General features: G+C 67.8%; 24 protein-coding genes and 1 tRNA gene. 15 read left to right on the plus strand and 10 right to left on the minus strand.

From position 1 onward, the window contains the following. Positions 1 to 39: 39 nt before the first annotated feature. On the minus strand, positions 40 to 1,434 hold the full coding sequence (cysS, locus tag ACK3BB_RS15055) for a cysteine--tRNA ligase (protein ID WP_428925459.1): 1,395 nt from the start codon (positions 1,432 to 1,434) through the stop codon (positions 40 to 42). A gap of 354 nt (positions 1,435 to 1,788) precedes the next feature. On the opposite strand from cysS, the gene ACK3BB_RS15060 reads away from it, so the two are divergent. Beyond that, the gene (locus ACK3BB_RS15060; protein ID WP_428925460.1) at positions 1,789 to 2,133 is read left to right on the plus strand and encodes an MmcQ/YjbR family DNA-binding protein; all 345 of its coding nucleotides are present in this window, start codon (positions 1,789 to 1,791) and stop codon (positions 2,131 to 2,133) included. 138 nt (positions 2,134 to 2,271) lie between these two features. On the opposite strand, the gene ACK3BB_RS15065 is transcribed toward ACK3BB_RS15060, so the two are convergent. Beyond that, entirely contained in the window at positions 2,272 to 2,646 is a 375-nt protein-coding gene (locus ACK3BB_RS15065; RefSeq protein WP_428925461.1) for a VOC family protein, read from the minus strand. An 82-nt stretch (positions 2,647 to 2,728) separates the two neighbouring features. On the opposite strand from ACK3BB_RS15065, the gene soxR reads away from it, so the two are divergent. The 3 genes from soxR (at position 2,729) to ACK3BB_RS15080 (ending at position 5,415) form a co-directional block, all read left to right on the plus strand. Next, positions 2,729 to 3,229 (plus strand): redox-sensitive transcriptional activator SoxR, encoded by a 501-nt coding sequence (soxR, locus tag ACK3BB_RS15070; RefSeq protein WP_428925462.1) that lies wholly within the window; start codon positions 2,729 to 2,731, stop codon positions 3,227 to 3,229. 115 nt (positions 3,230 to 3,344) lie between these two features. Further along, a complete protein-coding gene (locus tag ACK3BB_RS15075) occupies positions 3,345 to 4,523 on the plus strand; it encodes a pyridoxal phosphate-dependent aminotransferase (RefSeq protein WP_428925463.1) in 1,179 nt (392 codons plus the stop codon). Between the two features lie 16 nt (positions 4,524 to 4,539). Continuing rightward, positions 4,540 to 5,415 (plus strand): glycosyltransferase family 2 protein, encoded by an 876-nt coding sequence (locus ACK3BB_RS15080; RefSeq protein ID WP_428925464.1) that lies wholly within the window; start codon positions 4,540 to 4,542, stop codon positions 5,413 to 5,415. Positions 5,416 to 5,975: 560 nt separating this feature from the next. Here ACK3BB_RS15080 and ACK3BB_RS15085 read toward each other — a convergent pair. Beyond that, the gene (locus ACK3BB_RS15085; RefSeq protein ID WP_428925465.1) at positions 5,976 to 9,629 is read right to left on the minus strand and encodes a vitamin B12-dependent ribonucleotide reductase; all 3,654 of its coding nucleotides are present in this window, start codon (positions 9,627 to 9,629) and stop codon (positions 5,976 to 5,978) included. A gap of 581 nt (positions 9,630 to 10,210) precedes the next feature. On the opposite strand from ACK3BB_RS15085, the gene ACK3BB_RS15090 reads away from it, so the two are divergent. Beyond that, positions 10,211 to 10,588, plus strand: a complete 378-nt coding sequence (locus ACK3BB_RS15090) for a hypothetical protein (RefSeq protein ID WP_428925466.1) — start codon at positions 10,211 to 10,213, stop codon at positions 10,586 to 10,588. Positions 10,589 to 10,961: 373 nt separating this feature from the next. On the opposite strand, the gene ACK3BB_RS15095 is transcribed toward ACK3BB_RS15090, so the two are convergent. The 4 genes from ACK3BB_RS15095 to pdxH form a co-directional block, all read right to left on the minus strand. Beyond that, a tRNA-Pro gene (locus ACK3BB_RS15095) sits at positions 10,962 to 11,038 on the minus strand. 207 nt (positions 11,039 to 11,245) lie between these two features. After that, positions 11,246 to 11,728 carry a DUF192 domain-containing protein gene (locus tag ACK3BB_RS15100; protein WP_428928745.1) on the minus strand — a complete coding sequence of 161 codons (483 nt, stop codon included), beginning with the start codon at positions 11,726 to 11,728 and terminating at the stop codon, positions 11,246 to 11,248. A gap of 13 nt (positions 11,729 to 11,741) precedes the next feature. After that, the gene (locus ACK3BB_RS15105; RefSeq protein ID WP_428925467.1) at positions 11,742 to 12,278 is read right to left on the minus strand and encodes a cold-shock protein; all 537 of its coding nucleotides are present in this window, start codon (positions 12,276 to 12,278) and stop codon (positions 11,742 to 11,744) included. 126 nt (positions 12,279 to 12,404) lie between these two features. Further along, positions 12,405 to 13,010 carry a pyridoxamine 5'-phosphate oxidase gene (gene pdxH / locus ACK3BB_RS15110; protein WP_428925468.1) on the minus strand — a complete coding sequence of 202 codons (606 nt, stop codon included), beginning with the start codon at positions 13,008 to 13,010 and terminating at the stop codon, positions 12,405 to 12,407. Positions 13,011 to 13,128: 118 nt separating this feature from the next. On the opposite strand from pdxH, the gene fabI reads away from it, so the two are divergent. The 5 genes from fabI to trpE all read left to right on the plus strand — a co-directional run bounded on the left by fabI (position 13,129) and on the right by trpE (position 19,332). After that, positions 13,129 to 13,935: an enoyl-ACP reductase FabI gene (gene fabI / locus ACK3BB_RS15115; RefSeq protein WP_428925469.1), complete on the plus strand. Its 807-nt coding sequence runs from the start codon at positions 13,129 to 13,131 to the stop codon at positions 13,933 to 13,935. A gap of 35 nt (positions 13,936 to 13,970) precedes the next feature. After that, complete coding sequence (gene gpt, locus ACK3BB_RS15120) at positions 13,971 to 14,474, plus strand: xanthine phosphoribosyltransferase (RefSeq protein ID WP_428925470.1); 504 nt, start codon at positions 13,971 to 13,973, stop codon at positions 14,472 to 14,474. A 170-nt stretch (positions 14,475 to 14,644) separates the two neighbouring features. Beyond that, on the plus strand, positions 14,645 to 15,817 hold the full coding sequence (locus ACK3BB_RS15125; RefSeq protein WP_428925471.1) for an aminotransferase: 1,173 nt from the start codon (positions 14,645 to 14,647) through the stop codon (positions 15,815 to 15,817). A gap of 151 nt (positions 15,818 to 15,968) precedes the next feature. Further along, a complete protein-coding gene (locus ACK3BB_RS15130; RefSeq protein ID WP_428925472.1) occupies positions 15,969 to 17,813 on the plus strand; it encodes a peptidyl-prolyl cis-trans isomerase in 1,845 nt (614 codons plus the stop codon). A gap of 10 nt (positions 17,814 to 17,823) precedes the next feature. Next, positions 17,824 to 19,332: an anthranilate synthase component I gene (gene trpE / locus ACK3BB_RS15135; RefSeq protein WP_428925473.1), complete on the plus strand. Its 1,509-nt coding sequence runs from the start codon at positions 17,824 to 17,826 to the stop codon at positions 19,330 to 19,332. Positions 19,333 to 19,558: 226 nt separating this feature from the next. On the opposite strand, the gene ACK3BB_RS15140 is transcribed toward trpE, so the two are convergent. The 3 genes from ACK3BB_RS15140 to ACK3BB_RS15150 all read right to left on the minus strand — a co-directional run bounded on the left by ACK3BB_RS15140 (position 19,559) and on the right by ACK3BB_RS15150 (position 22,748). Then, positions 19,559 to 20,056 carry a GNAT family N-acetyltransferase gene (locus ACK3BB_RS15140; protein ID WP_428925474.1) on the minus strand — a complete coding sequence of 166 codons (498 nt, stop codon included), beginning with the start codon at positions 20,054 to 20,056 and terminating at the stop codon, positions 19,559 to 19,561. Positions 20,057 to 20,342: 286 nt separating this feature from the next. Next, positions 20,343 to 20,801, minus strand: coding sequence for a MarR family winged helix-turn-helix transcriptional regulator (locus ACK3BB_RS15145; protein WP_428925475.1), 459 nt, complete (start codon positions 20,799 to 20,801; stop codon positions 20,343 to 20,345). Positions 20,802 to 20,915: 114 nt separating this feature from the next. Further along, the gene (locus tag ACK3BB_RS15150) at positions 20,916 to 22,748 is read right to left on the minus strand and encodes a divergent polysaccharide deacetylase family protein (RefSeq protein WP_428925476.1); all 1,833 of its coding nucleotides are present in this window, start codon (positions 22,746 to 22,748) and stop codon (positions 20,916 to 20,918) included. Positions 22,749 to 23,067: 319 nt separating this feature from the next. Here ACK3BB_RS15150 and ACK3BB_RS15155 point away from each other — a divergent pair, with 319 nt between their 5' ends. From ACK3BB_RS15155 to moaC, 5 genes are read left to right on the plus strand one after another with little or no spacing between them, the layout of a single operon-like run. Continuing rightward, a complete protein-coding gene (locus tag ACK3BB_RS15155; RefSeq protein ID WP_428925477.1) occupies positions 23,068 to 23,649 on the plus strand; it encodes an anthranilate synthase component II in 582 nt (193 codons plus the stop codon). After that, complete coding sequence (gene trpD / locus ACK3BB_RS15160; RefSeq protein WP_428925478.1) at positions 23,646 to 24,665, plus strand: anthranilate phosphoribosyltransferase; 1,020 nt, start codon at positions 23,646 to 23,648, stop codon at positions 24,663 to 24,665. The genes ACK3BB_RS15155 and trpD overlap by 4 nt, the downstream gene beginning before the upstream one ends. Next, complete coding sequence (locus tag ACK3BB_RS15165) at positions 24,665 to 25,333, plus strand: uracil-DNA glycosylase (RefSeq protein WP_428925479.1); 669 nt, start codon at positions 24,665 to 24,667, stop codon at positions 25,331 to 25,333. Before trpD ends, ACK3BB_RS15165 begins: the two co-directional genes overlap by 1 nt. Beyond that, complete coding sequence (gene trpC / locus ACK3BB_RS15170; RefSeq protein WP_428925480.1) at positions 25,330 to 26,142, plus strand: indole-3-glycerol phosphate synthase TrpC; 813 nt, start codon at positions 25,330 to 25,332, stop codon at positions 26,140 to 26,142. Before ACK3BB_RS15165 ends, trpC begins: the two co-directional genes overlap by 4 nt. Then, entirely contained in the window at positions 26,139 to 26,612 is a 474-nt protein-coding gene (gene moaC / locus ACK3BB_RS15175) for a cyclic pyranopterin monophosphate synthase MoaC (RefSeq protein WP_428928746.1), read from the plus strand. The genes trpC and moaC overlap by 4 nt, the downstream gene beginning before the upstream one ends. Positions 26,613 to 26,618 lie beyond the last annotated feature (6 nt).

A 26,618-nucleotide genomic window follows, 5' to 3' on the forward strand; every position in this document is an offset into this window, starting at 1 on the left:
TGCGGGGGGCCGACAGCCCCCCTCCGGACCCAACAGCCCTCACCCGATGCCCTCGAGCGCGGCCCCGTCAAAGCCCGGCCCGGCGACCAGCTCGACCCCGGCCTTCGACATCCTGACCTCGACCCCGGCGGCCACCAGCGCCGACTTCAGCCGGTCAACCTCGGCGAAATCCTTGGTCTGCATCGCCTCGGCCCGCACCGCAGTCAGCCGCTCGGCCCATGCGGACAGGTCGACGCCCTCGGCCGCCTTGTCCCAGCCGCCCAGATCAGGGCCCAGCAGGCCCAGCACCCCGGCCCCGGCCTTCAGCCCGGCCGCGTCGCCGGCTCCGGCCAGCCGGTGCAGCTCGGCCAGCGCCCCGGCCGTGTTCAGATCGTCGGCCACCGCCTCCAGCACCGCCTGCGGCACCGGCCCGGCCTCGACACCCTCGACCATCGCACGCCACTTCCGCAGCACCTTCTCGGCCTCGCGCGCCTTCTCCGCCGTCCAGTCCATCGGCTTGCGGTAATGGGTCGACAGAAAGACAAACCGGATCACCTCGCCCGGCACGCCCTGGTCGAGCAGGTCGCGCACGGTGAAGAAATTGCCCAGCGACTTGGACATCTTCTTGCCTTCGACCTGCAGCATCTCGTTGTGCAGCCAGACATTGGCAAACCCGGCCCCCGGATGGGCGCAGCAGGATTGCGCGATCTCGTTCTCGTGGTGCGGGAACATCAGGTCGTTGCCCCCGCCGTGAATGTCGAAATGCGCCCCCAGCAGGGCGTCGGACATGGCCGAGCATTCGATATGCCAGCCCGGCCGCCCGCGCCCCCAGGGCGAGTCCCAGCCCGGCAGATCGTCGGAAGACGGCTTCCACAGCACGAAATCCATCGGGTTGCGCTTGTAGGGTGCCACCTCGACCCGTGCCCCGGCGATCATGTCGTCGACCGACCGGCCCGACAGCCGGCCATAGTCGGCATAGCTGTCCACGGCAAAAAGCACGTGGCCCTCGGCCGCATAGGCATGGCCCGCCGCGATCAGCCCTTCGATCATCGTCACCATCTGCGGGATGTATTGCGTCGCCCGTGGCATCGCCTCCTCGTGGGCTTCCCCCCGGATCGACGGTTGCAAGGCGCCCAGCAGGCCCATGTCCTCAAGATACCAGGCCGTGGTCTCGGCAGTGATCTCGGCGATCGCCCGGCCCGACTGGGCCGCGCGGGCGTTGATCTTGTCGTCGACATCGGTGAAATTGCGCACATAGGTCACGTGCCCGGGCCCATAGACCTGCCGCAACAGCCGGTAGAGCGTGTCAAACACCACGACCGGCCGGGCATTGCCCAGGTGCGCCCGGTCATAGACCGTCGGGCCGCAGACATACATCCGCACATCCTGGGGATCGATCGGGGTAAAGACCTCTTTCTGCCGGGTCTTCGTGTTGTGGAACCTGATGATGTCCATGTTTCCCTCGGAAAGGTTGCAACCACGCGGTCAAGGGCCCGGCGGGCTTACCAAGTTCACTCTGGGATGGAAACAGAAAGAACGGCCCGCCTGACGATGTCAGCCGGTAATGCAGCAGGTGATGATGATGCGCCGTGTCATGGGGGCCTTCTATCAGCTGGATCGCCGGCCGCCAAGCCATCAGATGGCCGCGCCCCCTCCGCGCCCGCCCGGGGCCGGCCGGAGCACCTGCCTGATCTGCGTTCCGCGCCCCCGTGTGAGCCCCGTCTGAGCGCAGTCTGAGCCCCGTCTGGGCCCCGCCTGAACCGCGCCTCCCCCCTTGCCCGGACGCCCGCTCCGGTGCAGGCTGAGCCCATGACACGCGAGGCCACCAACCAGATCTGCGCGGGCTTTCCCGGCGCCGAATGCTCCGATCCCTGGGGCGGCGGCCATGACGCCTGGAAGGTCGGCGGCAAGATGTTCGCCTGTATCGGCACGGCGGACGACGGCGTCGCCGTCAAGACCGACAGCATCGAAACCGCCACCATGCTCATCGACGCGGGCATCGGCCGCCGGGCGCGCTATTTCCACCGCTCCTGGCTGCTGCTGCCCTGGGGCGCCGCGCCGGACGAGCTGCGCCACCGGCTGGAAACCTCCTATGACATCGTCCGGGCCGGGCTGACGAAAAAGGCCCAGGCCGCCCTGCCGCCCCGCACCTGACCCCGGCCCGTCACGTCTGACCCCGGCCCGTCACGTCTGCCCCCGGTCCGTTACGTCCGGGGCGCCCGACGGCGCCCCGTTGGCCCTGTCACCAGATGACCCCGAGGACGCCACGGCGCCCCACAGGCCCATTACCGGTCAATCATAGGCCACCACTTCGAATTCTATCCCGTCCGGCCCGTCGAAATAGAACCGCCGGCCCGGCTCGTAATCGGCGTGGTTGTGCGGCCGATAGCCCCGCGCCTTGACCCGCGCCTCGACGGCCTCCAGGTCATCGACCTCGATGCCGATATGATTCAGCCCGCCGGTGGTGTGATAGGTATCGCCCGCCGGGCCCTGGCCGTCGCCCGGAGCATAGAGCGCCAGGTAGCCATCGGCATCGCCCACATGCACGGTGAACCCGTCGTTCAGCGCCGGGCCTTCCCAGCGGATTGTCCAGCCGAACAGCTCGACCAGCACCGCCGCCGTGGCGCGGGGATCGGGCACCGACACGTTCACATGTTCCAGCCGCATCGCTTGTCTCCTTCTTGAAATCACGATCAACAGGGGGCAAGCTACTTTCTCAAGTCAACTTGAGGTCAATAGCAAAGATCCCATGGCTCCCAATCCTTTGCGCCCCGTGCCCCCGCGACCCAAACCCCTGCGCCCCAGCGGGCTGGCCATCGGCGATGTCGCCCGGCGGACCGGCCTGGCCGTTTCCGCGATCCGCTATTACGAGGACGAAGGCCTGATCACGCCCTATCGTGCCGCCTCCGGCCAGCGCCGGTTCACCCGGGCCGACCTGCGCATCCTGTCCTTCATCCGCATCGCCCAGTCGCTGGGCTTTCCCCTGGCCCGCATCCGCACCGCGCTGGCCACCCTGCCCGACGGCCGCCCGCCGTCCAAGGCCGACTGGACCCGCCTGTCGACCGGCTTTCGCGCGGATCTCGACGCCCGCATCGCCCAGCTGGAAACCCTGCGCGACACGCTCGACGGCTGCATCGGCTGCGGCTGCCTGTCGCTGGACAGCTGCGCGCTCTACAATGCCCAGGACCGCGCCGCCACGCGCGGCAGCGGCCCGCGCTACCTCATGGGCGACAGTTCGTCCGACCCGTGACCCGATGGGGCTTCTTTCTCTTTCCAAATATCCGGCCCCGCCCGCTCCGCCGCCGCGACGTCATCGCCGATGCGCCCGATTGACACCATGGCCGCCTTGTGACCCTCTCCGCCCCATGACGCAGGCACATCTTTCCTCCCGCATCACCAACATCACCGGCGGCGGTTCCGACGGCTGGGATGTCTTTCACCGCGCCCGGGCCATGATCGCCCGCGGCCTGCCGGTGACCGAACTGACCATCGGCGAACATGACATCCGCACCGATCCGGCGATCCTCGACGCCATGCATGCCGCCGCCCGGGCCGGCCATACCGGCTATGCCGAGGTGCCCGGCACCCGGGCCCTGCGCCGGGCCGTGGCCGCGCGGGTGGCCCGCCAGACTGGCGTGCCCACGACCGAGGCCAACGTGCTGGTCACCCCCGGCGCCCAGGCCGCGCTCTTTGCCGCCCATATCGCCACCTGCGATCCCGGTGACACCGCGCTCTATCTCGATCCCTATTACGCCACCTATCCCGGCACGATCCGGGGCGCCGGCGCCGTGCCGTGCCCGGTGCCCACCCGGGCCGCCGACAATTTCCAGCCCCGCGCCGCCGATCTGGCGCCCTTTGCCGAAGGCGCCCGGTCGCTGCTGATCAACACGCCCAACAACCCCACCGGCACGGTCTATGACCGGCCCTCGCTGGACGGCATCGCCGGCATCTGCCGGGAACACGACCTCTGGCTGATCTCGGACGAGGTCTATGACAGCCAGGTCTGGCAGGGCGATCACCTCTCGCCCCGGGCCCTGCCCGGCATGGCCGAGCGCACGCTGGTCATGGGCTCGATGTCGAAATCCCATGCCATGACCGGGTCGCGCTGCGGCTGGATCATCGGCCCCGAAGCGGCCATCACCCACCTGATCAACCTGTCGACCCACACGACCTATGGCGTGCCGGGCTTCATCCAGGATGCCTCGGTCTTTGCCTTCGACCAGGGCGCGGCGCTGGAAGCGGCCATTGCCGCGCCCTTCCGCCGCCGCCGCGACCTGGCGCTGCAGATCCTGGGCCGGCAACAGATCGTGCGGGCGATCCCGCCGCAGGGCGCGATGTACATCATGCTGGACATCCGGGCCACGGGCATGAGCGGCGAGGATTTCGCCATGGCCCTGCTGGACGAACACCATATTGCCGTCATGCCGGGCGAAAGCTTTGGCCAGGCCGCGGCCGGGCATCTGCGCGTGGCCATGACCGTCGACGACGACCGGTTCGCCGCCGCGCTGGAAACGCTTTGCGCCTTTGCCGCCGCCCGCAGCTAGGCCGATGACCGCGCCCTTGCCTCCCGGTCCTGCCGCGTCCGACGCGCCCCGGGTCACGGTGGTCACCGTGGCCTATTCCAGCATCGACGTCCTGCCCGACATGGCCGCCAGCCTGCCTCCGGGCGTGCCGCTGGTCATCGTCGACAACGGGCCGGACGACGGGCTGCGCGCCTGGGCCGAGGCCCGGGGGCACCGGCTGATCCTGCCCGGGCGCAACCTGGGCTTTGGCGCGGCCTGCAACCGGGGCGCCGACGCCGCCGGGACCGAGTTTGTCTTCTTCCTCAACCCCGATGCCCGGCTGACCCCGGACGCCCTGCCGGCCCTGCTGGAGGCCGCCGACCGCCATCCCGATTGCCCGGCCTTCGGCCCGGCGATCCTGCGCGGCGATGGCTCGGTCTTCCGGGTCAATGCCTCGCGCATCCCGGCGCCGCGCGACCGGCTGATCCCGCCGCCGCGCCCCGAGACGGAAACGCCGCTGCATTCGCTTAACGGTGCGGCCATCCTGGCCCGGCGCGCGGCCTTTGCGGCGGTGGGCGGTTTCGACGAGGCGATCTTTCTCTATTTCGAGGATGACGACCTGACCCTGCGCCTGTCCGACCGGTTCGGCCCGCTGCTCTACGTGCCGCAGGCGCAGGTCACCCACGCCTCGGCCGGCAGCACGCCGCCAACGCCGGCGCTGGCCCGGTTCAAGGGCTATCACTATGCCCGGTCGCAGATCCTGGTCATGGCCAAGCACGGCCGGCGCTGGCCCCGGCTGCGCGGTCTGGTCAGCTCGGCCCGCCGGCTGGTCTCGGCGCGCAACCTGACCCGGCCCGAGAAATGGAACGACGCCCGCGGGCGCTGGCAGGGCAGCCTGTCGGTCTGGCGCGGCGACGATCCCGGGCCGCGCTGATCCACCTCAGGAACGCCTCATAACAGCCTGTCCAACAATAAAAAACGGAAGACGCAGAGCGCCTTCCGTAAGTTTCGTCAACCCGGCTCATTATGGTTCACCGCCCGCGTTTTTCTGCCTGCGGCCTGGCCGACGTCTGGGGCGAGCGCACCCGCCCCGGGACAGAGTGGAAGGACTGGTATTCCGTCCCACTCCACACCAGAGGCCCCCCAGGGACAGCGGGTCTCCGGTATTCGTCGGGGCCGGCCGCGAGGAGCGGTCCCCGGCCCCTTCCGGCACCCTTGGGGGGCACCGGTCTTGAGGTCTGGCGCATGGCGCCGGTCTTGAGGTCTGGCACCCGATGGCGCCGGTCTTGAGGTGTGGCATCCGAAAATGCCAGTCTTGAGGTCAGCGCCCGAAGGCGCCGGTCTTGGGGTCGTGGCGCGCCGGGCGCGCCCGCCTTGCGGTCACGGCACCCGGGGGTGCCGATGCGGGTGTTTTGGCGCCGGGCCGCCTGTCTTGGGTGGTGGCGCCCCGAAGGCGCCTGTCCCGGATCGCGGCGCCCGGAGGCGCCGCGTGTCTCAGCTGCAGCCCGAGGTCGCGCCGCAGGTGTTGCACTTCATGCAGGTGCCGTTGCGGACCAGCGTATAGTTGCCGCATTCGCCGCAGGCTTCGCCTTCGTAGCCCTGCATCTTGGCCTTGGTCCGCGCGTCGATCTGCACGCTGCCCGTGCTCATCGCCGTCGAGCCATTGGCCGCGACCTTGGTGGTTTCGGGCACCAGCGTCTGCAGCGCCGTGACCGGATCGCCGGCCAGGGCGGCGGCACCGCCGTTCAGCACGACGAAATCCTGGGGCAGACGCTTGCGCAGGTAACCCGTCGACGAGATCTGCTTGAGCACCTCCAGCGATTTGCTGGCCGCGCTTTCCGACAGTTCCGAGATGTTCGACACGCCCTCTTCCTCGCCCCGGCCGAGGTCGTCAAAGGTGGCCCCGGTGGGCGCCACATGGGCCAGGTCGGTGCGGTCCAGGTAGGACACGGCCAGTTCGCGGAAAATGTAATCCAGGATCGACGTCGCATTCTTGATGCTGTCATTGCCCTGCACCATGCCCGCCGGTTCGAACTTGGTGAAGGTGAAGGCGTCGACGAATTCCTCCAGCGGCACGCCGTATTGCAGGCCCACGGACACGGCGATGGCAAAGTTGTTCATCATCGCGCGGAAGCCGGCGCCTTCCTTGTGCATGTCGATGAAGATCTCGCCCAGCGAGCCGTCCTTGTACTCGCCCGTGCGCAGATAGACCTTGTGGCCGCCGACGATGGCTTTCTGGGTATAGCCCTTGCGCCGTTCGGGCATCTTCTCGCGGTGCGAGCGCACGATTTCCTTGACGACCACCTTCTCGATGATCTTCTCGGCCAGCACGGCGGCCTTTTCCTGGGTCGAGCCGCTTTCCAGCACCTCGGCCGCCTCGTCGTCATCCTCGACCAGGGCCGCGGCCAGGGGCTGCGACAGTTTCGAGCCATCGCGATAGAGCGCGTTGGCCTTCACACCCAGGGCCCAGGACCGTTCATAGGCCTTCTGGCAATCTTCGATGGTGGCATCGTTGGGCATGTTGATCGTCTTGGAGATCGCGCCCGAGATGAACGACTGCGCCGCGGCCATCATGGTGATGTGGCTGTCGACCGACAGGTACCGCTTGCCCTTCTTGCCGCAGGGGTTGGCGCAATCGAAGACGGTCAGGTGCTCGTCCTTGAGATGCGGCGCGCCTTCCAAGGTCATGGTTCCGCAGACATAATCGTTCGCGGCCTCGATATCCTTGCGGGTATAGCCCAGGTGCTTGAGCAGATCGAAGGTCGGGTCGTTCAGCTTCTCGGCCGGGATGCCCAGCACGCCCGAGCAGAACTCTTCGCCCAGGGTCCACTGGTTGAACACGAAGCGGATGTCGAAGGCGCTTTCCAGCGCGGCTTCGATCTTGGTGAACTCGGCCTCGCCAAAGCCGTGGCCGGCCAGCGACAGGTGGTTGATGCCCGGCGCCGTGGCAATGGTGCCATGGCCCACGGCATAGCCGATGATGTCCTCGATCTCGGCCGAGGAATAGCCCAGCGTTTCCAGCGCGGCCGGGACCGAGCGGTTGATGATCTTGAAGTAGCCGCCGCCGGCCAGCTTCTTGAACTTCACCAGCGCGAAATCGGGTTCGATGCCGGTGGTGTCGCAATCCATGACCAGGCCGATGGTGCCGGTCGGCGCGATCACGGTCGATTGCGCGTTGCGATAGCCGTTCGTCTCACCAAGGCGCAGGGCCTCGTCCCAGGCCGCCTGGGCCAGGGCCACCAGCTTCTGGTCGGGGCAGTTTTCCTGGTCCAGCGCAACCGGCTTGGTCGCCAGGTCCTCGTAGCCCTCGGTCAGCCCATAGGCCGCCGTGCGGTGGTTGCGGATGACGCGCAGCATGTGCTTGGCATTGCGCTCGTAGCTGGGGAACGCACCCAGTTCACCGGCCATCTCGGCCGAGGTCGCATAGGACACGCCGGTCATGATCGCGGTCAGCGCGCCACAGAGCGCCCGGCCCTCGTCGCTGTCATAACCGATGCCGAGGTTCATCAGCAGGCCGCCGATATTGGCATAGCCCAGGCCCAGCGTGCGGAAGTCATAGGACAGCTGGGCAATCTCCTTGGACGGGAACTGCGCCATGGTGACCGAGATTTCCAGCGTCACGGTCCACAGGCGGGCCGCGTGCATGTACTCCTCGGCCTTGAACTGGCCGTCTTCCAGGAAGGTCAGCAGGTTCATCGAGGCCAGGTTGCAGGCCGTGTCATCGAGGAACATGTACTCCGAGCACGGGTTCGACCCGCGGATCTCGCCGTCTTCGGGACAGGTGTGCCAGGCGTTGATCGTGTCGTGGTACTGGATGCCCGGATCGGCACAGGCCCATGCCGCGTGGCCGACCTGCTCCCAGAGATCGCGCGCCTTGACGGTCTTGGCGACCTTGCCCGAGGTGCGGCTGATCAGTTCCCAGTCGGCGTCTTTCTCGATGGCATGCAGGAAGGCATCGGTGACACGGATCGAGTTGTTGGAATTCTGGCCCGACACGGTGTTGTAGGCCTCGGAATCCCAGTCGGTGTCATAGGTCGGGAACTCGATCGAGGTATGCCCCTGCCGCGCGTAATCCAGCACGCGCTTGATATAGGTCTCGGGGATCGACGATTTCTTGGCCGCGCGGATCGCGGATTTCAGCGTGTCGTTCTTTGCCGGATCCACGGCATCGTCCAGCGCGCCGTCCCACTGGGCAATGGCCTCGAAGATCGCGTTCAGCTTTTCTTCGTGCATCTTCGAGCCGGCGACGATGCTGGCCACCTTTTGCTCTTCGAGCACCTTCCAGTTGATGAATTGTTCGATATCGGGGTGGTCGGCGTCGCAGATGACCATCTTGGCCGCCCGGCGCGTGGTGCCGCCCGACTTGATCGCGCCGGCCGCCCGGTCGCCGATCTTGAGAAAGCCCATCAGGCCCGAGGACTTGCCGCCGCCCGACAGCGGCTCGCCGGCCGCGCGCAGGTGGCTAAAGTTGGTGCCCGTGCCCGAGCCGTACTTGAACAGCCGCGCCTCGCGGACCCAGAGGTCCATGATGCCGCCCTCGTTCACCAGGTCGTCGCCGACCGACTGGATGAAGCAGGCGTGGGGCTGGGGATGTTCATAGGCACTGGCCGACTTGGTCAGCTTGCCGGTCTTGAAATCGACGTAGTAATGGCCCTGGCTCGGGCCGTCGATGCCATAGGCCCAGTGCAGGCCGGTGTTGAACCATTGCGGCGAGTTCGGCGCGCCCATCTGGCTGGCCAGCATGTAGCGCATTTCGTCGTAATAGGCGCGGGCGTCTTCCTCGGTGGAGAAATAGCCACCTTTCCAGCCCCAATAGGCCCAGGCGCCGGCCAGGCGGTCAAAGACCTGCTTGGACGAGGTTTCCCCGGTCAGTTCGACGCCGTCGCCATCGGGCACCGACCGCCACAGGAAGGGCGGCACGCCCTTTTCGCGGATGCGGCGCAGGCGGGTCGGCACACCGGCCTTGCGGAAGTATTTCTGGGCGATGACATCGCTGGCCACCTGGCTCCAGGACGCGGGCACCTCGATGTTTTCCAGTCGGAAAACGATGGTGCCGTCCGGGTTGCGGATTTCCGAGGTGGCCCCCACGAAATCGATCGACGCATATGCGTCCTGCCCTGCCTCGGTGAACTTTCTTTCGATTTTCATCTTTGCCTTCCCGCAAATAGTCGCCGTGCGCCCGCCGCGCCCACCGCAGCCGATGCCTAATTTTGCAGAAGCGACACGAAACCCGTTCACCCCCGTTCCCTTCCGGGGGTTTCGTCGCGGCCCTCAGCCGCCTGGTGCTGGTCGTGGTCAACTGTCCCTGAGCTTGCCGCCTGCCCCTTGTAGTCTGCGCTACATATTGTGGCTGGCCAACTTGCCCGCACAAATTGACGTATATTCAGGGCAAGGGTCAACGAAGATTTTTGCGACAATCGGGACTCTTTTCCGTTGACCAGATTTTTACCGTTGCCGCCGCCCGGCATGCCATGATTCACTCACAGCAAGGCCGTCCTGTGGGCGGTTCGTTTTTGGGCTTTTGTTTCAAGCCTCTTGACCCGTGGAGTTCAGCCATCGCCTTGAGTTTTCCCCAGCCCCCCGCCAGCACGACCGCTGCGGGCACGCCCCGGCCCAGAGGCTGGCGAAATGGTCACAGATTGCCCGGTCACCGCAGTTTCACGCGGTGGATGCGGGCCGTGGCCTGCACAATGCCTATGCTTTTGGCGGCCTGCGCAACACAAGATCCTGTGTCGAACAGCGGTCGCGCCCGATTCCCCGAGTTTCCCGAACCGCTCTACGCAGCCTTCCGCGCGGCCTGCGAAGGCCCGGCGCAAAGCTACAACCGGCCCGAACGCGGCTTTGCCGAATGCCGCGAGCTGCTGCCCCCCGACACGACGGCGGCGGTGATCCTGAGCTATGACGGCTCGCTCGAGGATCTGCCCGAGCTGGTGATCCGGTTCACCACGACGGAAACCGCCGATACACCCGGGTATCTCGTGCAGAACGACATCTTCCTGAACGTGCCACGGCGCAATGCCGGCGAATTGCAGGTGCGGCTGCCCGATGAGCGGCTGAGCCGGACCATCAGCGCGCTCTACCGCAAGGCCGGAGGCGTGCCGGAATGACCGGCCCCCTGCCCTACGGCCCCCGTGCCGCATACAAGATGTAGACTGATAGGGTCTCTGGCACCGCCAGCTGTCCGGCGGTGCGTGTCATCGTCCTGCACGGCGGCGAATGTTGTCCCTGCGCCGGTCACCTTTGCGCCCGGCACCGCGCATCACCGGCGGACGTTGCATAGCCCATCACCATCGTAGCCGACAGCGCGTGTCATCACCGCGCCCGGCAACGCGGGTCACCGTTGTACACGGCAATACATCTCACCATCGTCCCCGGCAGCGCGCTTCATCAACGCGACCGGCAACGCATGCCACCACCGCGCAAAGCGGCGCACATCATCAACGCGACCGACGGCGAACGTCACTATCACAGGGAAGAAAATGGTCGGGGCGGCGAGATTCGAACTCACGACCCCCTGTACCCAAAACAGGTGCGCTACCAGACTGCGCCACGCCCCGGACCATGCGCGCCTTCCTAGACGCTGGGCCGGGCTTTGAAAAGGGCCATTCGTCGGTGCCTCACGCAGGGTCGGCCGCCTGGGCCGGCCCCCTGTTGTGGCGCGCTGCCCGTGGTACCGCCTGACGGCCCCCACCTGACGCATCCCGCCAACTCCGCCGCCCAGTCAACCCGGCGGCGGCCCTGGTCGCCAGCCCTCGTGTCCGGCCCTATTCGCAGGGCCAGGCGGCTTGCGCGCCATAGACCGGATGTTGCATCACCGTGCCTTCGGCGATGCCATAGCGCTCGGCCAGGCCGCCGTTGATTTCCAGCACGGTATAGATGTCGTCGCCCCCGGGGATTGGGGTCAGGTCGCCCGGCACGGCATTGGAATGCACATGCACGACGGTGCCCGTCCGGTCGGTAAAGATCATGTCCAGCGGGATCAGCGTGTTCTTCATCCAGAAGGACACCGACCGCGGCGGATCGAAGACAAAGAGCATGCCGGCGCTGTTGGCCATCTCTTCCACGAACATCAGCCCGCGCGACCGTTCCGGGTCGTCATCTGCGACCTGGACGGTAAAGCGCATCTGCCCCCAATCGCCGCGCAGGGCCAGGGCATCTTCGTTGCAGGCGGCCAGGGCTGCCTGCGCGCCAAGAAATGTTAAGGCGCCGGCCAGGATCATCCCCGCCAGCGCAATGGTCGCGCGCATTCTGCGCATGGCTTCAGCCCTCCTTGAGGGGCGTCGCCTTCTCCCAGGAAAAGACCTCGGCAGCCATGCGGCCGCGGCGCCCGTCGATTACCCGCATAGCCAATGCCTCACCCGGCTGCAGGTCGGCAAGACCCGACCGCCGGAGGACTTCGATATGCAGGAACACATCTTCGGCATTACCAAAGATGTTGGCGAAGCCAAATCCCTTTCCCTTGTCGAACCATTTGACCCGGGCCGGTTCCAGCGGCGCGCGCTGGACTTCTTCCGGGTCGAGAGCTGCAAAATCGCTGAGTTCAGCAGTCGCGCAAATTTCCGGCGGGGTGATCGCGGTCACTTCGGTCGCCTGGACGCCCCGGGACGTCTGGTGAGCAAGCACCTCGATTCGGCTCCCGTCCGCCACCGAACTCTGCCCGAAATTGCGCAGGACGTTGACGTGGAGGAGAATGTCGGGGCCGCCTGAATCGGCGACCACGAACCCGTAACCCTTTGCCGGGTCAAACCATTTTACGCTGCCTTGAACTAGCCGTGCATCACTTGTGACATCAGCCAATTGGTAACCTGTCTTCGTTAGAGTGTAGTTCCATCCCACCTACAGGTGTGCAGGAACTGCCATGTCTCTTTCAAGCAGAAAATGTTCAGCATTGTCAGTGTGATGTAATTTCACGCTACGTGAAATTCACGGGTTCAGCCGTTGAATCGTCCACGGCGCACCCGCGGAAACCCTACGCCAGACGAAACGATCATGCAACCTGAAGGCGCCATCTGCCCAGAGCTCGATCTCGACCGGCACCAGCCGGTACCCGCCCCAGAATGGCGGCCGCGCCGGGCTGGGCCCCTGGGCCAGCGTGACCTTGGCGACCTCGGCCATCAGCGTGGCGCGGCTGTCCAGCGGTCGGCTCTGGCGCGAGGCCCAGGCGCCCAGCCGGCTCTTGATCGACCGCGACGTGTAATAGGCATCGGCCTGGGGCCCGTCCTCGCGGGTGATCAGCCCCCGCGCCCGGACCTGGCGGCGCAGCGATTTCCAATGCATGACAAAGGCCGCCTTGCCGGCCCCGTCCAGCTCGCGGGCCTTGGCGCTTTCGTAGTTGGTGTAGAAGACAAAGGCGTCGTCCTCGACTTCCTTCAGCAACACCATCCGCGCATTGGGCAGGCCGTCGTCGTCGACGGTGGCCAGCGCGATGGCATTGGGGTCGTTGAGTTCCTCGGTTTCGGCCTCGGCCATCCACCGGCGCACGATGTCGAATGGCTGATCTCCGGCAAAGATGCCCTCGCGATCGCTCATGGTCCCGCCCTTTCCTGGCTGTGTTCGGGGTTTCCCGGGCCATAGCTAGCGCCTTGCAGGGCCGCAACCAATCGCATAAAGGTCGGGCCCAATCCAAACGAACGGTGGAGATCTGGCGATGGCGAATGGTCTGATGGCGGGCAAGCGCGGACTGATCATGGGACTTGCCAACGACAAGTCCATCGCATGGGGCATTGCGCGTGCCTGTGCCGATGCGGGGGCCGAGCTGGCCTTTTCCTATCAGGGCGACGCGCTGAAGAAGCGGGTCGATCCGCTGGCCGCCCAGCTGGGCTCGGACATCGTGCTGCCCTGCGACGTGTCGGATGCCGACAGCATTGACGGGCTGTTCGACGCGCTGGGACAAAAATGGGACGGGCTGGATTTTGTGGTCCATGCCATTGCCTTTTCCGACAAGAACGAGCTGCGCGGGCGGTACCTGGACACCACGCGCCAGAACTTCCTGACCTCGATGGACATTTCGGTCTATTCCTTCACGGCGGTCATGCAGCGGGCCGAAAAGATGATGTCGCCCGGCGGCAGCGCCCTGACGCTGACCTATTACGGCGCCGAAAAGGTCATGCCGCATTACAACATGATGGGCGTGGCCAAGGCCGCGCTGGAAGCATCGGTGCGCTATCTCGCCGAGGATCTGGGCAAGGACGGCATCCGGGTCAACGCGATCTCGGCCGGCACGATCAAGACCCTGGCGGCTTCGGGCATCGGTGATTTCCGCTACATCCTGAAATGGAACGAGCTGAACGCGCCGCTGCGGCGCAACGTGTCGACCGAAGATGTCGGCGGCTCGGCGCTCTACCTGCTGTCCGATCTGGGCGGCGGCGTGACGGGCGAGGTGCTGCACGTGGATGCGGGCTATCACATCGTCGGCATGAAGGCCGTCGACGCGCCCGATATCGCCAAGAACTGACGCAAGATCAGAGCCAGAGCCCGAGGAGGCCCGCGATGAACGACCGCCTGCCACACGAGAAGGGGTTCCACATTTCCTGGGACCAGATCCATCGCGACAGCCGGGCGCTGGCCTGGCGCCTGGACGGCCACGGGCCCGACGACGGCAACTGGCGGGCGGTGGTGGCCATCACCCGGGGCGGCATGGCCCCGGCGATGATCGTGGCACGCGAGCTCGACATCCGCACGATCGACACGATTTCGATCAAGTCCTACGATTACCAGCAGCAGGCCGAGACCAAGGTGCTGAAGATGCCCGAGCCGTCGCTGATGGGCGATGGCACCGGCATCCTGATCATCGACGACCTGGTCGACACGGGCAAGACGCTGGACGTGGTGCGCGGGATGTATCCCAAGGCCCATTTCGCCACGGTCTATGCCAAGCCCAAGGGCCGGCCGATGGTCGATACCTTCATCACCGAGGTCAGCCAGGACACCTGGATCTTCTTCCCCTGGGACATGGCCCTGCAATACGTGGAACCCTATCGCGGCCACGACTGAAACCTGCGCCCCCGGGCGCGGTCAGTGTCGGGTATTTAGCCCAAGAAGAAGACAGGGCGTCGGGAAAAGCCGGCCACGGGCGCGCGCTTGACCTGTTGGCGCTTTCCATTCTTCTTCTTGGTCCAAATACCGTTCACCAGCATCACCACCGGGACCTCCGTTTCAGAAAAATGCCCAGCCGCACCCAAACCACCTTTGCCCCGCCCGTCATGGCCGCCTCGCGCTGGCTCGAGGGCGTGACCTTTTCGGCCGACCGGCCGCTGATCAACGTCTGCCAGGCCGCGCCGGTCGATCCGCCGCCGATGCCCATGCGCGAAGCCATCGCCGAAGCCGTTCTGCACAATGACGCCGCCCATCTCTATGGCCCCGACCTGGGCCTGCCCGAGCTGCGCGCCGAGCTGGCCGGCAAGTGGAGCCGGGCCTATGGCGGCGCCGTGGCCCCGGCCCAGGTGGCCATCACCTCGGGCTGCAACCAGGCCTTTGCCGGGGCGATCATGGCGCTGTGTGCCGAAGGCGACGAGGTCATCCTGCCCAGCCCCTGGTATTTCAATCACCACATGTGGCTGGACATGTGCGGCCTGCGCACCGTGGCCCTGCCCACCGGCCCCGACATGCTGCCCGATCCGGCCGAGGCCGCCGCGCTGATCACCCCGCGCACCCGGGCCATTGCCATCGCCAGCCCCAACAACCCCGCCGGGGTCGAATACCCGCCCGAGCTGCTGCGGGCCCTGTTCGAGATCTGCCGCGAGAACCGCATCAAGCTGATCCTCGACGAGACCTACCGCGATTTCCACGCCGCCCCCGGCGCGCCGCATGACCTCTTCACCGATCCCGACTGGCACGACACGCTGATCCAGCTCTATTCCTTCTCCAAGGCCTATCGCCTGACCGGCCACCGGGTCGGCGCGATGACCGCTGCGACCGCTGTCCTGGCCGAAGTCGAGAAATTCATCGACAGCGTCACCATCTGCCCCAACCAGGTCGGCCAGATCGCCGCGCTCTGGGGGCTGCGCAACCTCGACCAGTGGCTGGCCGGCGAGCGGGCCGAGATCCTCGACCGGCGGGCGGCCATCCTGGATGGCCTGCCGGCGATTGCCGGGCGGGGATGGGAGCTCTTGGGCCTGGGCGCCTATTTCGCCTATTTCCGCCATCCCTTCGACATGCCGGCCGACCAGCTGGCGCCCTGGCTGGTACGCGAACATGGCGTGCTCTTGCTGCCCGCGACGATGTTCCGGGCCGAGGGCGATCCGCGCGGCCAGCGCGAATTGCGCGTGGCCTTCGCCAATCTCGACCGGGCCGGCATCGGCCGGCTCTACGACCGGCTGGGTGACATTCCGGCCTGACCGACCGTCCTTGCGGGGCGGCCCGGGCGACGGGCCGCTCACGCCAGGATGACGGTCCCGTCACCGCGATCCCCGCGAGACGGCTTGTTCCCGCCGCCTGCCCCGCGTATGGAGTCGCGCGATAACGCAAGAACCGGCGGGGAGCACCGACATGGCCAAGGGCGACAACAAGATCAGCAAGATGGCCGTCTGGGTTCTGATGGCGCTGCTCATCGTGGGCCTGGCGGGCTTTGGCGCGACCAACCTGACGGGCACGGTGCGCACGGTCGGCAAGGTCGGCAGCGAACAGATCAGCGTCGATGAATTCGCCCGCGAGATGCAGCAGGAAATGCGCGCCGCCGGGGCCCAGATCGGTCAGCCGATGACCATGGAACTGGCCCGCTCCATCGGGCTGGACCAGCAGGTGCTGTCGCGCCTGGTGATGATCGGCGCGCTGGATGGCGAGGCCAAGGAAATGGGCCTGTCGATCGGCGACGAGACCCTGCGCCAGGAAATCACCGGCATTTCGGCCTTCCAGGGCCCGGGCGGGTCGTTCGACCGCGAGACCTATCGCCTGGCGCTGGACGGCATCGGCATGAGCGAGAACGAATTCGAGGCCGACCTGCGCGACGAGGCCGGGCGCACGCTGTTGCAGGGCGCCGTGGTGGCCGGGGTATCTATGCCCGCCGAGATGACCGATGCCATCGTGAACTTTGTCGGCGCGCGGCGCGATTTCACCTGGGCGCCGCTGACCGAGGCCGACCTGGACGAGCCGCTGGCCGATCCGACGCCCGAGGCGCTGCAGGCCTTCTACGACGACAATCCCGAGATGTTCCGCCTGCCCGAGAGCAAGGCGATCACCTATGTCCTGCTGTCGCCCGAGATGATCCTCGACACTGTCGAGATCGACGAGGCCGCCCTGCGCACGCTCTACGACGAGCGGGCCGACCAGTACGACGTGCCCGAACGGCGGCTGGTCGAACGGCTGGTCTTTCCGACCGAAGAGGCCGCGGGCGAGGCAATGGCCCAGCTGGAAGTCGGAGGCACGACCTTTGAACAGCTGGTGTCCGACCGGGGCCTGGCGCTGCTCGATGTCGACCTGGGCGATCTGACCCGCGACGAGCTGGACGCGGCCGGAGACGCGGTCTTCGAGGCCGAGTTCGGCCAGGTGGTCGGCCCCCTGCCCTCGGCGCTCGGGCCGGCGCTGTTCCGGGTCAACGGCGTGGTCGCCGCCCGTCACACGACCTTTGAAGAGGCCGAACCCGAGCTGCGCGACGAGCTGGCCGGCGACCGGGCGCGGCGGGTGATCGAACAGCAATCCGAGGATATCAACGACCTGCTGGCCGGTGGCGCGACGCTGGAAGAGCTGGCCGAGACGACCGACATGGAACTGGGCCAGATCGAGTGGGCCGAGGGTGTCGAGACCGGCGTGGCCGCCTACGAGGGCTTCCGCGAGGCCGCCGCCGCGCTGACCGCCGACGATTTCCCCGAGGCGGTCTTCCTGGACGACGGCTCGATCGTGGCCATGCGCCTGGACGAGACCCTGCCCGAGCGGCCCGAGCCCTTTGACGCGGCCATCGACACCGTGACCGAGGCCTGGACCGCCGCCGAGCTGGAAAGCCGGCTGACCGGCCAGGCCGACGGCCTGCTGGCCGCGCTTGCCGATGGCGGCGATTTCGCCGACCAGGGCCTGGCACCGCGCAGCGAGAGCGGGCTGACCCGGTCGGATTTCGTGGCCGGCGCGCCGTTCACGCTGATGACCGAGGTCTTCCAGATGGACGAGGGCGAGGTGCGCGTGGTGTCGGGCCCGGCCGGCGTGGTGCTGGTGCGGCTGGATGCGGCGCTGCCCCCGGCCGAGGATGGCCAGGTGGCCCAGCTGCGCTCGCAGCTGTCCGGCCAGCTGGACCAGCAGCTGTCCAACGCGCTGTTCCAGGCCTTTTCCTACGATGCGCAGGTGCGGGCCAATCCGCAGGTCGACCAGAACGCGGTGAACGCCGTGCTGAACAGCTTCCAGTAAGGGCCGGCCGATGCAGTTGATCCCGGAATTCGACGCGTTCGCCACGGCCTACGAGGCGGGCGAGAACCAGGTGGTCTATGCACGGCTGGCCGCCGATCTCGACACGCCGGTGTCGCTGATGCTGAAACTGGCGGGGGCGTCGGAAAACGCCTTCATGCTGGAATCGGTGACCGGCGGCGAGGTGCGCGGGCGCTATTCCATCGTGGGCATGAAGCCCGACCTGATCTGGACCTGCCGGGGCGAGACCAGCGAGATCAACCGCCATGCGCGGTTCGATCCGGCCGGCTTCGTGGCGCAGGACGGCAACCCGCTGGACAACCTGCGGGCGCTGATCGGCGAAAGCCGCATCGCCCTGCCCGAGGATCTGCCGCAGGCCGCGGCCGGGCTGTTCGGCTACCTGGGCTATGACACGGTGCGGCTGGTCGAACACCTGCCCGACGTGCCGCGCGATCCGCTGGGCCTGCCCGATGCGGTGATGCTGCGCCCGTCGGTCGTGGCCGTGCTGGACGGGGTCAAGGGCGAGGTCATCGTGGTGGCCCCGGCCTGGGTGTCGGACGGGCTGTCGGCCCGGGCGGCCTATGCCCAGGCGGCCGAGCGGGTGATGGACGCGATCCGCGACCTCGACCGGGCCCTGCCCGGCGACAGCCGCGAGATGGGCGAGGCCGATGTCGAAGCCGCGCCGGTGTCGAATTTCACCGAAGCCGGGTACAAGGCGGCGGTGGAGAAGGCCAAGGATTACATCCGGGCCGGTGACATCTTTCAGGTGGTGCCGTCGCAACGCTGGGCCCAGCCGTTCCGGCTGCCGCCGTTTGCGCTCTATCGCAGCCTGCGGCGGACGAACCCGTCGCCCTTCATGTTCTATTTCAACTTCGGCGGCTTCCAGGTCATCGGGGCAAGCCCCGAGATCCTGGTGCGGGTCTTCGGGCGCGAAGTGACGATCCGGCCGATCGCCGGAACCCGGCCGCGCGGGGCGACACCCGACGAGGACCGCGCGCTTGAGGCCGATCTGCTGGCCGACAAGAAAGAGCTGGCCGAGCACCTGATGCTGCTGGACCTAGGCCGCAACGACGTCGGGCGCGTGGCCAAGATCGGCACGGTGCGGCCGACCGAGAAATTCATCATCGAGCGCTATTCCCACGTGATGCATATCGTGTCGAACGTTGTGGGCGAGCTGGATGCCGACAAGGACGCGGTGGATGCGTTCTTTGCCGGGATGCCGGCGGGCACGGTGTCGGGCGCGCCCAAGGTGCGGGCGATGGAGATCATCGACGAGCTGGAGCCCGAGAAGCGCGGGGTCTATGGCGGGGGCGTGGGCTATTTCAGCGCCGGCGGCGACATGGACATGTGCATCGCGCTGCGCACGGCCGTGGTGAAGGACGAGACGCTGTACATCCAGGCCGGCGGCGGGATCGTCTATGACAGCGATCCGCAGGCCGAGTTCGAGGAAACCGTACACAAGTCGAACGCCATCCGGCGGGCGGCGGCGGATGCCGGGCGGTTCGACCGGGGCAACCGCTGATCAGCGTGGTCCGGGCGGTCTGAAGGGGGTCGTGAAGGTCTGAGCGGTGTGCCGTGTCGGCCCGTCGCGTGATGGCCGGGTCCCACTGCAGATGCATTGGCCCGACGCCCGCTGCCCCGGGGTACACCATTTTGCCCCCAGCAACGGGGACCACCGACCTGCCAGCCCTGACAACGGCCTGCCCCGGCAGGTCGCGCATCACCTCGGCGGGACGGCTTGTCGCCCGTTACCGGGACGACGCGCGGTCAGGCCCCAAGGCCTTGCTCATTGTGATCGAGGTCGGCCGGTCATAGCCCGCATGGGCCGTGCGCCCGGTTTCGACAAAGCCCAGCCGGGCGAAGGTGGCGTGGTTCTCGACCAGTTCGACGCGGGTCTGAAGTTCGAGCCTGCCACGGCCCAGGGCGCGGGCCCGGGCGGCGGCGTGATCGACCAGCATCCGGGCCAGCCCCTGCCCGCGCGCCGATTGCGCCACGGCCAGCTTGCCGAGATAGAGCGCATCGGGCCGAAGCTGCAGGATCACGCAAGCCAGCGGGGGATTGCCGATCGCCCAGATTTCGCCGCTTTGCGCGGCGGCCGACAGATCGTCAGTGCTCAGCCGCAGCATCGACGAGGGCGGATCGATTCGCCCGTCCATGTAGGCAAAGCTGTCGCGGATCAGCTCCAGGACCGGGCCCAGGGCCGGATCGCCGGGGCCAAGCCGGTGCGGTTTGCGGGTCTGTTTCATGGGATGCCCACCCCTTGGATACTGTCGGGCGGGCGGCGCGCACCAACCCAACAAATGGCCCACACCACAGGCCCCACCCCCGGCCTAACGCCGGCATGCGCCGGGCAACAGCCCCCATGGCACGCACGAAGCCTCGGCCTGCCGCAAGGCAGGCACATCTCACCGGCAAAGCCCGCACGGCCCAAGTCGACGGATCAGGCGATCCGCCGGGCCGCGGCCGTCACGGCCGGCAACATCAAGGTCCGGGCCTTTTCCCGCCGGCCCCATTTCCGGCGGGGAAAGCGCCTTAGACCAGGTGTTCGATCCGCGAGGAAATCCGGGACATCATCGACATGAATTCGCCCTGCTCGCCGCCGTCCAGGGCGCCCAGCATGGCCGAAATGTTCAATATGTCCTGGTTAAGGATCGAGTTGTACATGTTCCAGCCGGCTTCCGTCAGCATCAGCTTGGTCGCCCGGGCATCGCTTTCGTCGGTCGCCCGTTCGATCAGCCGCGCCGCTTCCATGCGATCGATCACGCCTGTCATCGTGGTCGGCGCGATCTCCAGGAACTTGCCGATCTCGCCCGCGCGTGCGGCCTTGTGTTCGGCGAGGTACCCCAGCGTGTGGAAATCATGTGGCGAATAGCGTGCGTTCCGCCCCCCGACAGGGAAGCGGCGTTCGCTTATCAGGAATACACGGTGGATCCGCATGAAGCTCTGCCGGAGCTGGAGCATCTGGTCTTCGTTCAATTCAAAGTCGTTCATCGCAGTCTCAAAAAGGTCACCGGCAACTGCCGGAGGGCACGAAATGGTCTTGTGGTAACACTTTCCAACCCCCCGGGTGGCGGGAGGCCTCACTTTTTACACCCACATTGTCACTCAGTGCACTTTTGACAGAACTGCGGTCACGGGCGCAAGTGCTACGCGACTTGCCCGATCCTGTAATCCCCATAGTAGAAGCGCGGACACAGTATCTGGCTGCACTCTGCCCAACATTAGGACAGAGCCCTGCTGGCCGGCGCGAAAGGCCGCCTGGTCGAGGAACCGGCGCATGACGGTCGGGGTCTGGCCGGCGCCGTCGAAATCGCGGAAGACGATGGCCGTGGGCACGCCTTCGCGGGCGGCCAGCTTGGGCACGGTGTTCAGGCCATTGTCCTGGGTGACCAGCCCGTGGCCGGTCTGGGCGAGGATGCCGGTGACCTGGTCCGACAGCGGGCGATTGCCCTGGATGCCGGTGCCGGTGCCTTCCAGCACGCCGACCACCTCGTCCAGCGTGGCCAGCCCGGCGGCCAGAGAGACCTCGGCATCACTGGGCAGCGCGGCGGCGGGCAGATCGACCAGGGCCATGACCTCGAACCCGGCGGCGCGATGGGCGCGCATGCGCGCGGCGGCGCCCGGCTGGGTGGGGTCGATGGCAAAGGTCAGCGGATAGGGGAAATCGGCCAGGGCCTCGGCGCCGACGGCATCGGGGCCGTCGATCAGGACAATGGCCATCAGGGGCTTGTCCTCTGGGTTGGCGAAAGGCGCGGCGAAGGCCTCGACCGGGGGGATGGCAGAGGGGGCTGGATCGGGTTCGGGCGTTGCAGGGGCGTCGTCGCCGCCGATGACCGGCAGGCGGGGGCTGGCATTGGGGGCCAGGGTGCCGATGGTGGTGTCGGTGTCGCCCGGCACGTCGGCGCGGTCTTCGGGCGGTGTTGCGCCGGGCGTGGTGCCGGGGCTCTCTTCGGTGATCTGGGGCAAGGCGGCCAGGCGGGGTTCGTCCCCGGGCGCGTCGGTCGCGACGGGTTCGGTCGCATCGGTCACGGGAGCGACAGAGGTATCATCGGTGACGGGCGCAACCGGGGTCTCACCGGCCGCCGGGGCGGCGGGTGGCGTGGCGGCGACGACCGGGGCGGTGGCTGAGGCCTCGGGCGCAACCGGGCTTGCGGTCACGTCGGACCGGGGCTCATCGGCCAGGGCCTCATCAATACGGGCCTCATCGGACCGGGACTCATCCGTCTGGCCATCATTCCCGGCCGCAAATGCAGCGGCCGCCCCGTCGGCTGCGGGCGCAGTGTCCTGCACGGTGACCGGCGCGGCAGGCGTGGTATCGGCCCGGGCCGCCTGCCCGGCCGGCGCCGGCGCGGCGATGGGCCCGGCCGGGGCGGCGGCGGGGCTGGCATCGGGCCGGCTGATCACCTCGGGCGCGTCATCCGCCCCGGGGGCCGCGCCAAAGGCCGCGCTGTCGCCGACATCGGGCGTGACCGGCTGGGCCGGCTGGGTCGACACGGCCAGGTCGGTTTCATCCATGGGCGTGGCAGGCGCGTCACCGGGCGCAAAGGATGCCGCCGGGGCCTGCTCGGGCGCGGCCGGCGCCTCGGCGGCCTCGGGCGGCTGGGCCGGCGCGTCGAGCGGGCCGGTGTCATCGGCAACCTCGGGCAAGGCCGCGGGCGCGGTATCGGCCCCGGCCATCTGGCCCAGCGTGTCGCTGTCATCGCCGGCCACGGCCGGCGCGGCGGGCGGGCGTTCGACCAGGTCGGAATCGCGCCCCGCCCCGTCCGCCAGCCCGGTGGCGCCTGCCCCGGCCGGCGCAGCCGGTCCGGCCACGTCGGCCGGCGCCTGGCTGGACGTCTCTGGCGCGCGGGGCAGCGGCGCTGCCAGCGACAGGATCACAAGGCCGGTGCCGGCTGCTGCCGTGCCCCATGCCAGACCACCAATATATCCGCGTGCCAACTGCCCTAGCCCCCGTCCGTCCCGTCTGTATCCCGGACCCGAAGCTGCGCCCGGTGCCCGATCCGGCCCCCGGGGGCCGGTAAATGCCTGCCCGGGGCTTTCCCCGGATGTCGTGCCGCCCCTGCGCGCCGGCGGCACGGCCCCGTGGCCCGGTGCCACCGCCGCCCCACCAGCGGACCGGCCCGCGCGCACAAGGCCCCTGCGGCCGGCGACTCCCGGCCTGCCCTTGACGCCGACCTTCATCCCTGACCATCTATGCCGCAACCACATTATCGCGAGCGGGGGTGCGGGCTCCAGCCCCCGCGTAAGGGATTGCGCCATGCTGCTGCTGATCGACAACTATGACAGTTTCACCTACAACCTCGTCCATTACCTGGGCGAGCTGGGCACCGAGATCGTCGTGCGGCGGAACGATGCGCTGAACGTCCAGGAGGCCATGGCGATGAACCCCGCCGGCATCCTGCTGTCGCCCGGCCCCTGCACACCCGATGACGCCGGCATCTGCCTGGCCATGGTCGAGGCCGCGGCCGAAACCGGCACGCCGCTGATGGGCGTCTGCCTGGGGCACCAGTCGATCGGCCAGGCCTTTGGCGGCAAGGTCGTGCGCTGTCATGAAATCGTGCACGGCAAGATGGGCACCATCCGGCACGAGGGCAAAGGCGTGTTCAAGGGCCTGCCCGCGCCCTTCGAAGCCACGCGCTATCATTCCCTGGTCGTCGAACGTGCCAGCCTGCCCGAGGCGCTGGAGGTCACGGCCGAGCTGGACGATGGCACGATCATGGGGCTGAGCCATCGGACCCTGCCGATCCACGGGGTCCAGTTCCACCCCGAGAGCATCGCATCCGAACACGGCCATGCGCTGCTGAAGAATTTCCTGAACGACATGAAAGTACCGGCATGAGCGACGCGATGAAACCGCTGATCGGGGCGGCGGCCGACCGACCGCTGACCCGCGACGAGGCCGAAAGCGCCTTTCGCCAGCTGTTCGAGGGTGAAGCCACGCCCAGCCAGATCGGCGGCCTGCTGATGGCCCTGCGCACGCGGGGCGAAACGGTCGAGGAATATGCCGCCGCCGCCGCGGTGATGCGGTCGAAATGCAACCCGGTGAAGGCGCCGGCGGGCGCCATCGACATCGTCGGCACCGGGGGCGACGGCAAGGGCACGCTGAACATTTCGACCGCCACGGCCTTTGTCGTGGCCGGCGCGGGCGTGACCGTGGCCAAGCACGGCAACCGCAACCTGTCGTCCAAGTCCGGCGCGGCCGATGCCCTGGGCGAGATGGGCATCAATGTCATGGTCGGACCGGCCATCGTCGAACGGGCGCTGGACGAGGCGGGCATCGGCTTCATGATGGCGCCGCTGCACCATCCGGCCATCGCCCATGTCATGCCCACCCGGCAAGAGCTGGGCACGCGGACGATCTTCAACATCCTCGGGCCGCTGACCAACCCGGCCGGCGTGACGCGCCAGCTGACAGGGGCCTTTTCCCGCGAGCTGATCCGGCCCATGGCCGAGACGCTGTTGCAGCTGGGATCGGAAAAGGCCTGGCTGGTGCATGGGTCCGACGGCACGGATGAACTCACGATCACCGGGGTGTCCTGGGTCTCGGCGCTGGAAGACGGCGCGGTGACCGACCGCGAGCTGCATCCCGAAGAGGCCGGCCTGCCGGTGCATCCGTTCGAGGCCATCGTCGGTGGCACGCCGGCCGAGAATGCCGCGGCGATGAAGGCCCTGCTGGCCGGCGAACCCTCGGCCTATCGCGATGCCGTGCTGCTGAATTCCGCCGCCGCGCTGGTGGTGGCCGACGTGGCCGCCGACCTGCGCGAAGGCGCGGCCATGGCCGCCCGGTCGATCGACAGCGGCGCCGCGCGGGGCAAGATCGCGGCGCTGGCCCGGCTGACCCAGGAGGCCGGCTGATGCTGGACATCGCCCGGCCCGAGGGCTGGGCCGACCTGGACTTTTTTGCCAGCGACTGGCCGATGATCCGGTCCGCGCTGGCCGCCGAGACGCGCACCATCCTGCCGCCCCGGGCCCAGGTCTTTGCCGCGCTGGATCTCTGCCCGCCCGAGGCCACCCGCGTGGTGATCCTGGGCCAGGATCCCTATCCGACGCCCGGCCATGCCCATGGGCTTGCCTTTTCGGCCGAACCCGACGTGCGGCCCCTGCCCCGGTCGCTGAGCAATATCTACAAGGAAATGCAGGCCGACCTGGGCGCCTGCCCGCCCGATGCCGACCTGCGGTTCTGGGCGCGCCAGGGCGTTCTGCTGCTGAACACCGTGCTGACCGTGCCCGCCGGCGAGGCCCATGGCCACAAGGACCTGGGCTGGCAACGGCTGACCGGCGAGGTGCTGGCCCGGCTGCTGGCCGATCCGGCCCGGCCGCGGGCCTTCCTGCTCTGGGGCAAGCCGGCCCAGAAGCTGGGCCGCGACGTGGCCGCCCCGCATCTGCGCATCGACAGCGCCCATCCCTCGCCCCTGTCCGCCCGGCGCGGGTTCTTCGGATCCCGCCCCTTCTCGCGCACCAATGAATGGCTGACCGCCCAGGGTCACGCCCCCATCAACTGGACCACCCCGGAGGCCCCATGACAGAGACCATCCTGGACCGCATCAAGGCCTACAAGCTCGAAGAGATCGCCGCCGACAAGGCGGCCAAGCCGCTGGAAGAGCTTGAGGCCGAGGCCCGCAATTCGGCCCATCCCCGGCCTTTCGCCGAAGCGCTGATCAAGGCCAGCCGCGACGGCTATGGGCTGATCGCCGAGATCAAGAAGGCCAGCCCGTCCAAGGGGCTGATCCGCGAGGATTTCGATCCGGCCACCCTGGCCCGGGCCTATGAGACCGGCGGGGCGACCTGCCTGTCGGTGCTGACCGACACGCCCAGCTTCCAGGGCGCCAAGGAATACATCGGCCAGGTCCGCGCGGCGGTCGACCTGCCGATCCTGCGCAAGGAATTCGTCTACGATCCCTACCAGGTGATCGAAGCCCGCGTGCTGGGCGCCGATTGCATCCTGATCATCATGGCCAGCGTGTCCGACACCCAGGCCCGCGAACTGGCCGACACGGCCCGCGAATGGGGCCTGGATATCCTCGTCGAGGTGCACAACCGCGAAGAGCTGGAACGGGCGATCCCGCTGGAAGCGCCCATGCTGGGGATCAACAACCGCGATCTCAACACCTTCGAAACCACGCTGGACACCACGCGCAAATTGTCGAAATTCGCGCCGACGGACAGCCTGCTGGTGTCGGAAAGCGGCCTGTCCACGCCCGAGGACCTGGCCGACCTGGCCCGCTACGGCGCCCGGTCCTTCCTGATCGGCGAGGCGCTGATGCGCCAGGACGACGTGACCGCGGCCACCATTGCCCTGCTGGCCGATCCGCTGACCGCCGGGGGCCGCTGATGCTGACCCATTTCGACGGCAAGGGCGATGCCCACATGGTCGATGTCACGGACAAGCCCGTGACCGATCGCATCGCCGTGGCCGCGGGCTGGGTGCGGATGCGCCCCGACACCCTGGCGCTGATTGCCGAGGGCACGGCCAGGAAGGGCGACGTGCTGGGCGTGGCCCGGCTGGCCGGCATCATGGGCACCAAGCGCACGGCCGACCTGATCCCGCTGTGCCACCCGCTGCCGGTGACCAAGGTGGCCGTCGACCTCTCCGTCGATCCCGACCTGCCGGGCGTGCGCATCGAGGCCACGGTGCGCACCACCGGCCAGACCGGCGTGGAAATGGAAGCCCTGACCGCCGTGTCCACCGCGGCGCTGACGGTCTATGACATGGTCAAGGCGGCCGACAAGGGCATGGAAATCGGCGGCATCCACGTGCGCCTGAAGGACGGCGGCAAGTCCGGCCGCTACGAGGCGCCATGAGCGGGC

The sequence above is a fragment of the Marinibacterium sp. SX1 genome, from assembly GCF_050389775.1.
Classification (GTDB): domain Bacteria; phylum Pseudomonadota; class Alphaproteobacteria; order Rhodobacterales; family Rhodobacteraceae; genus Marinibacterium.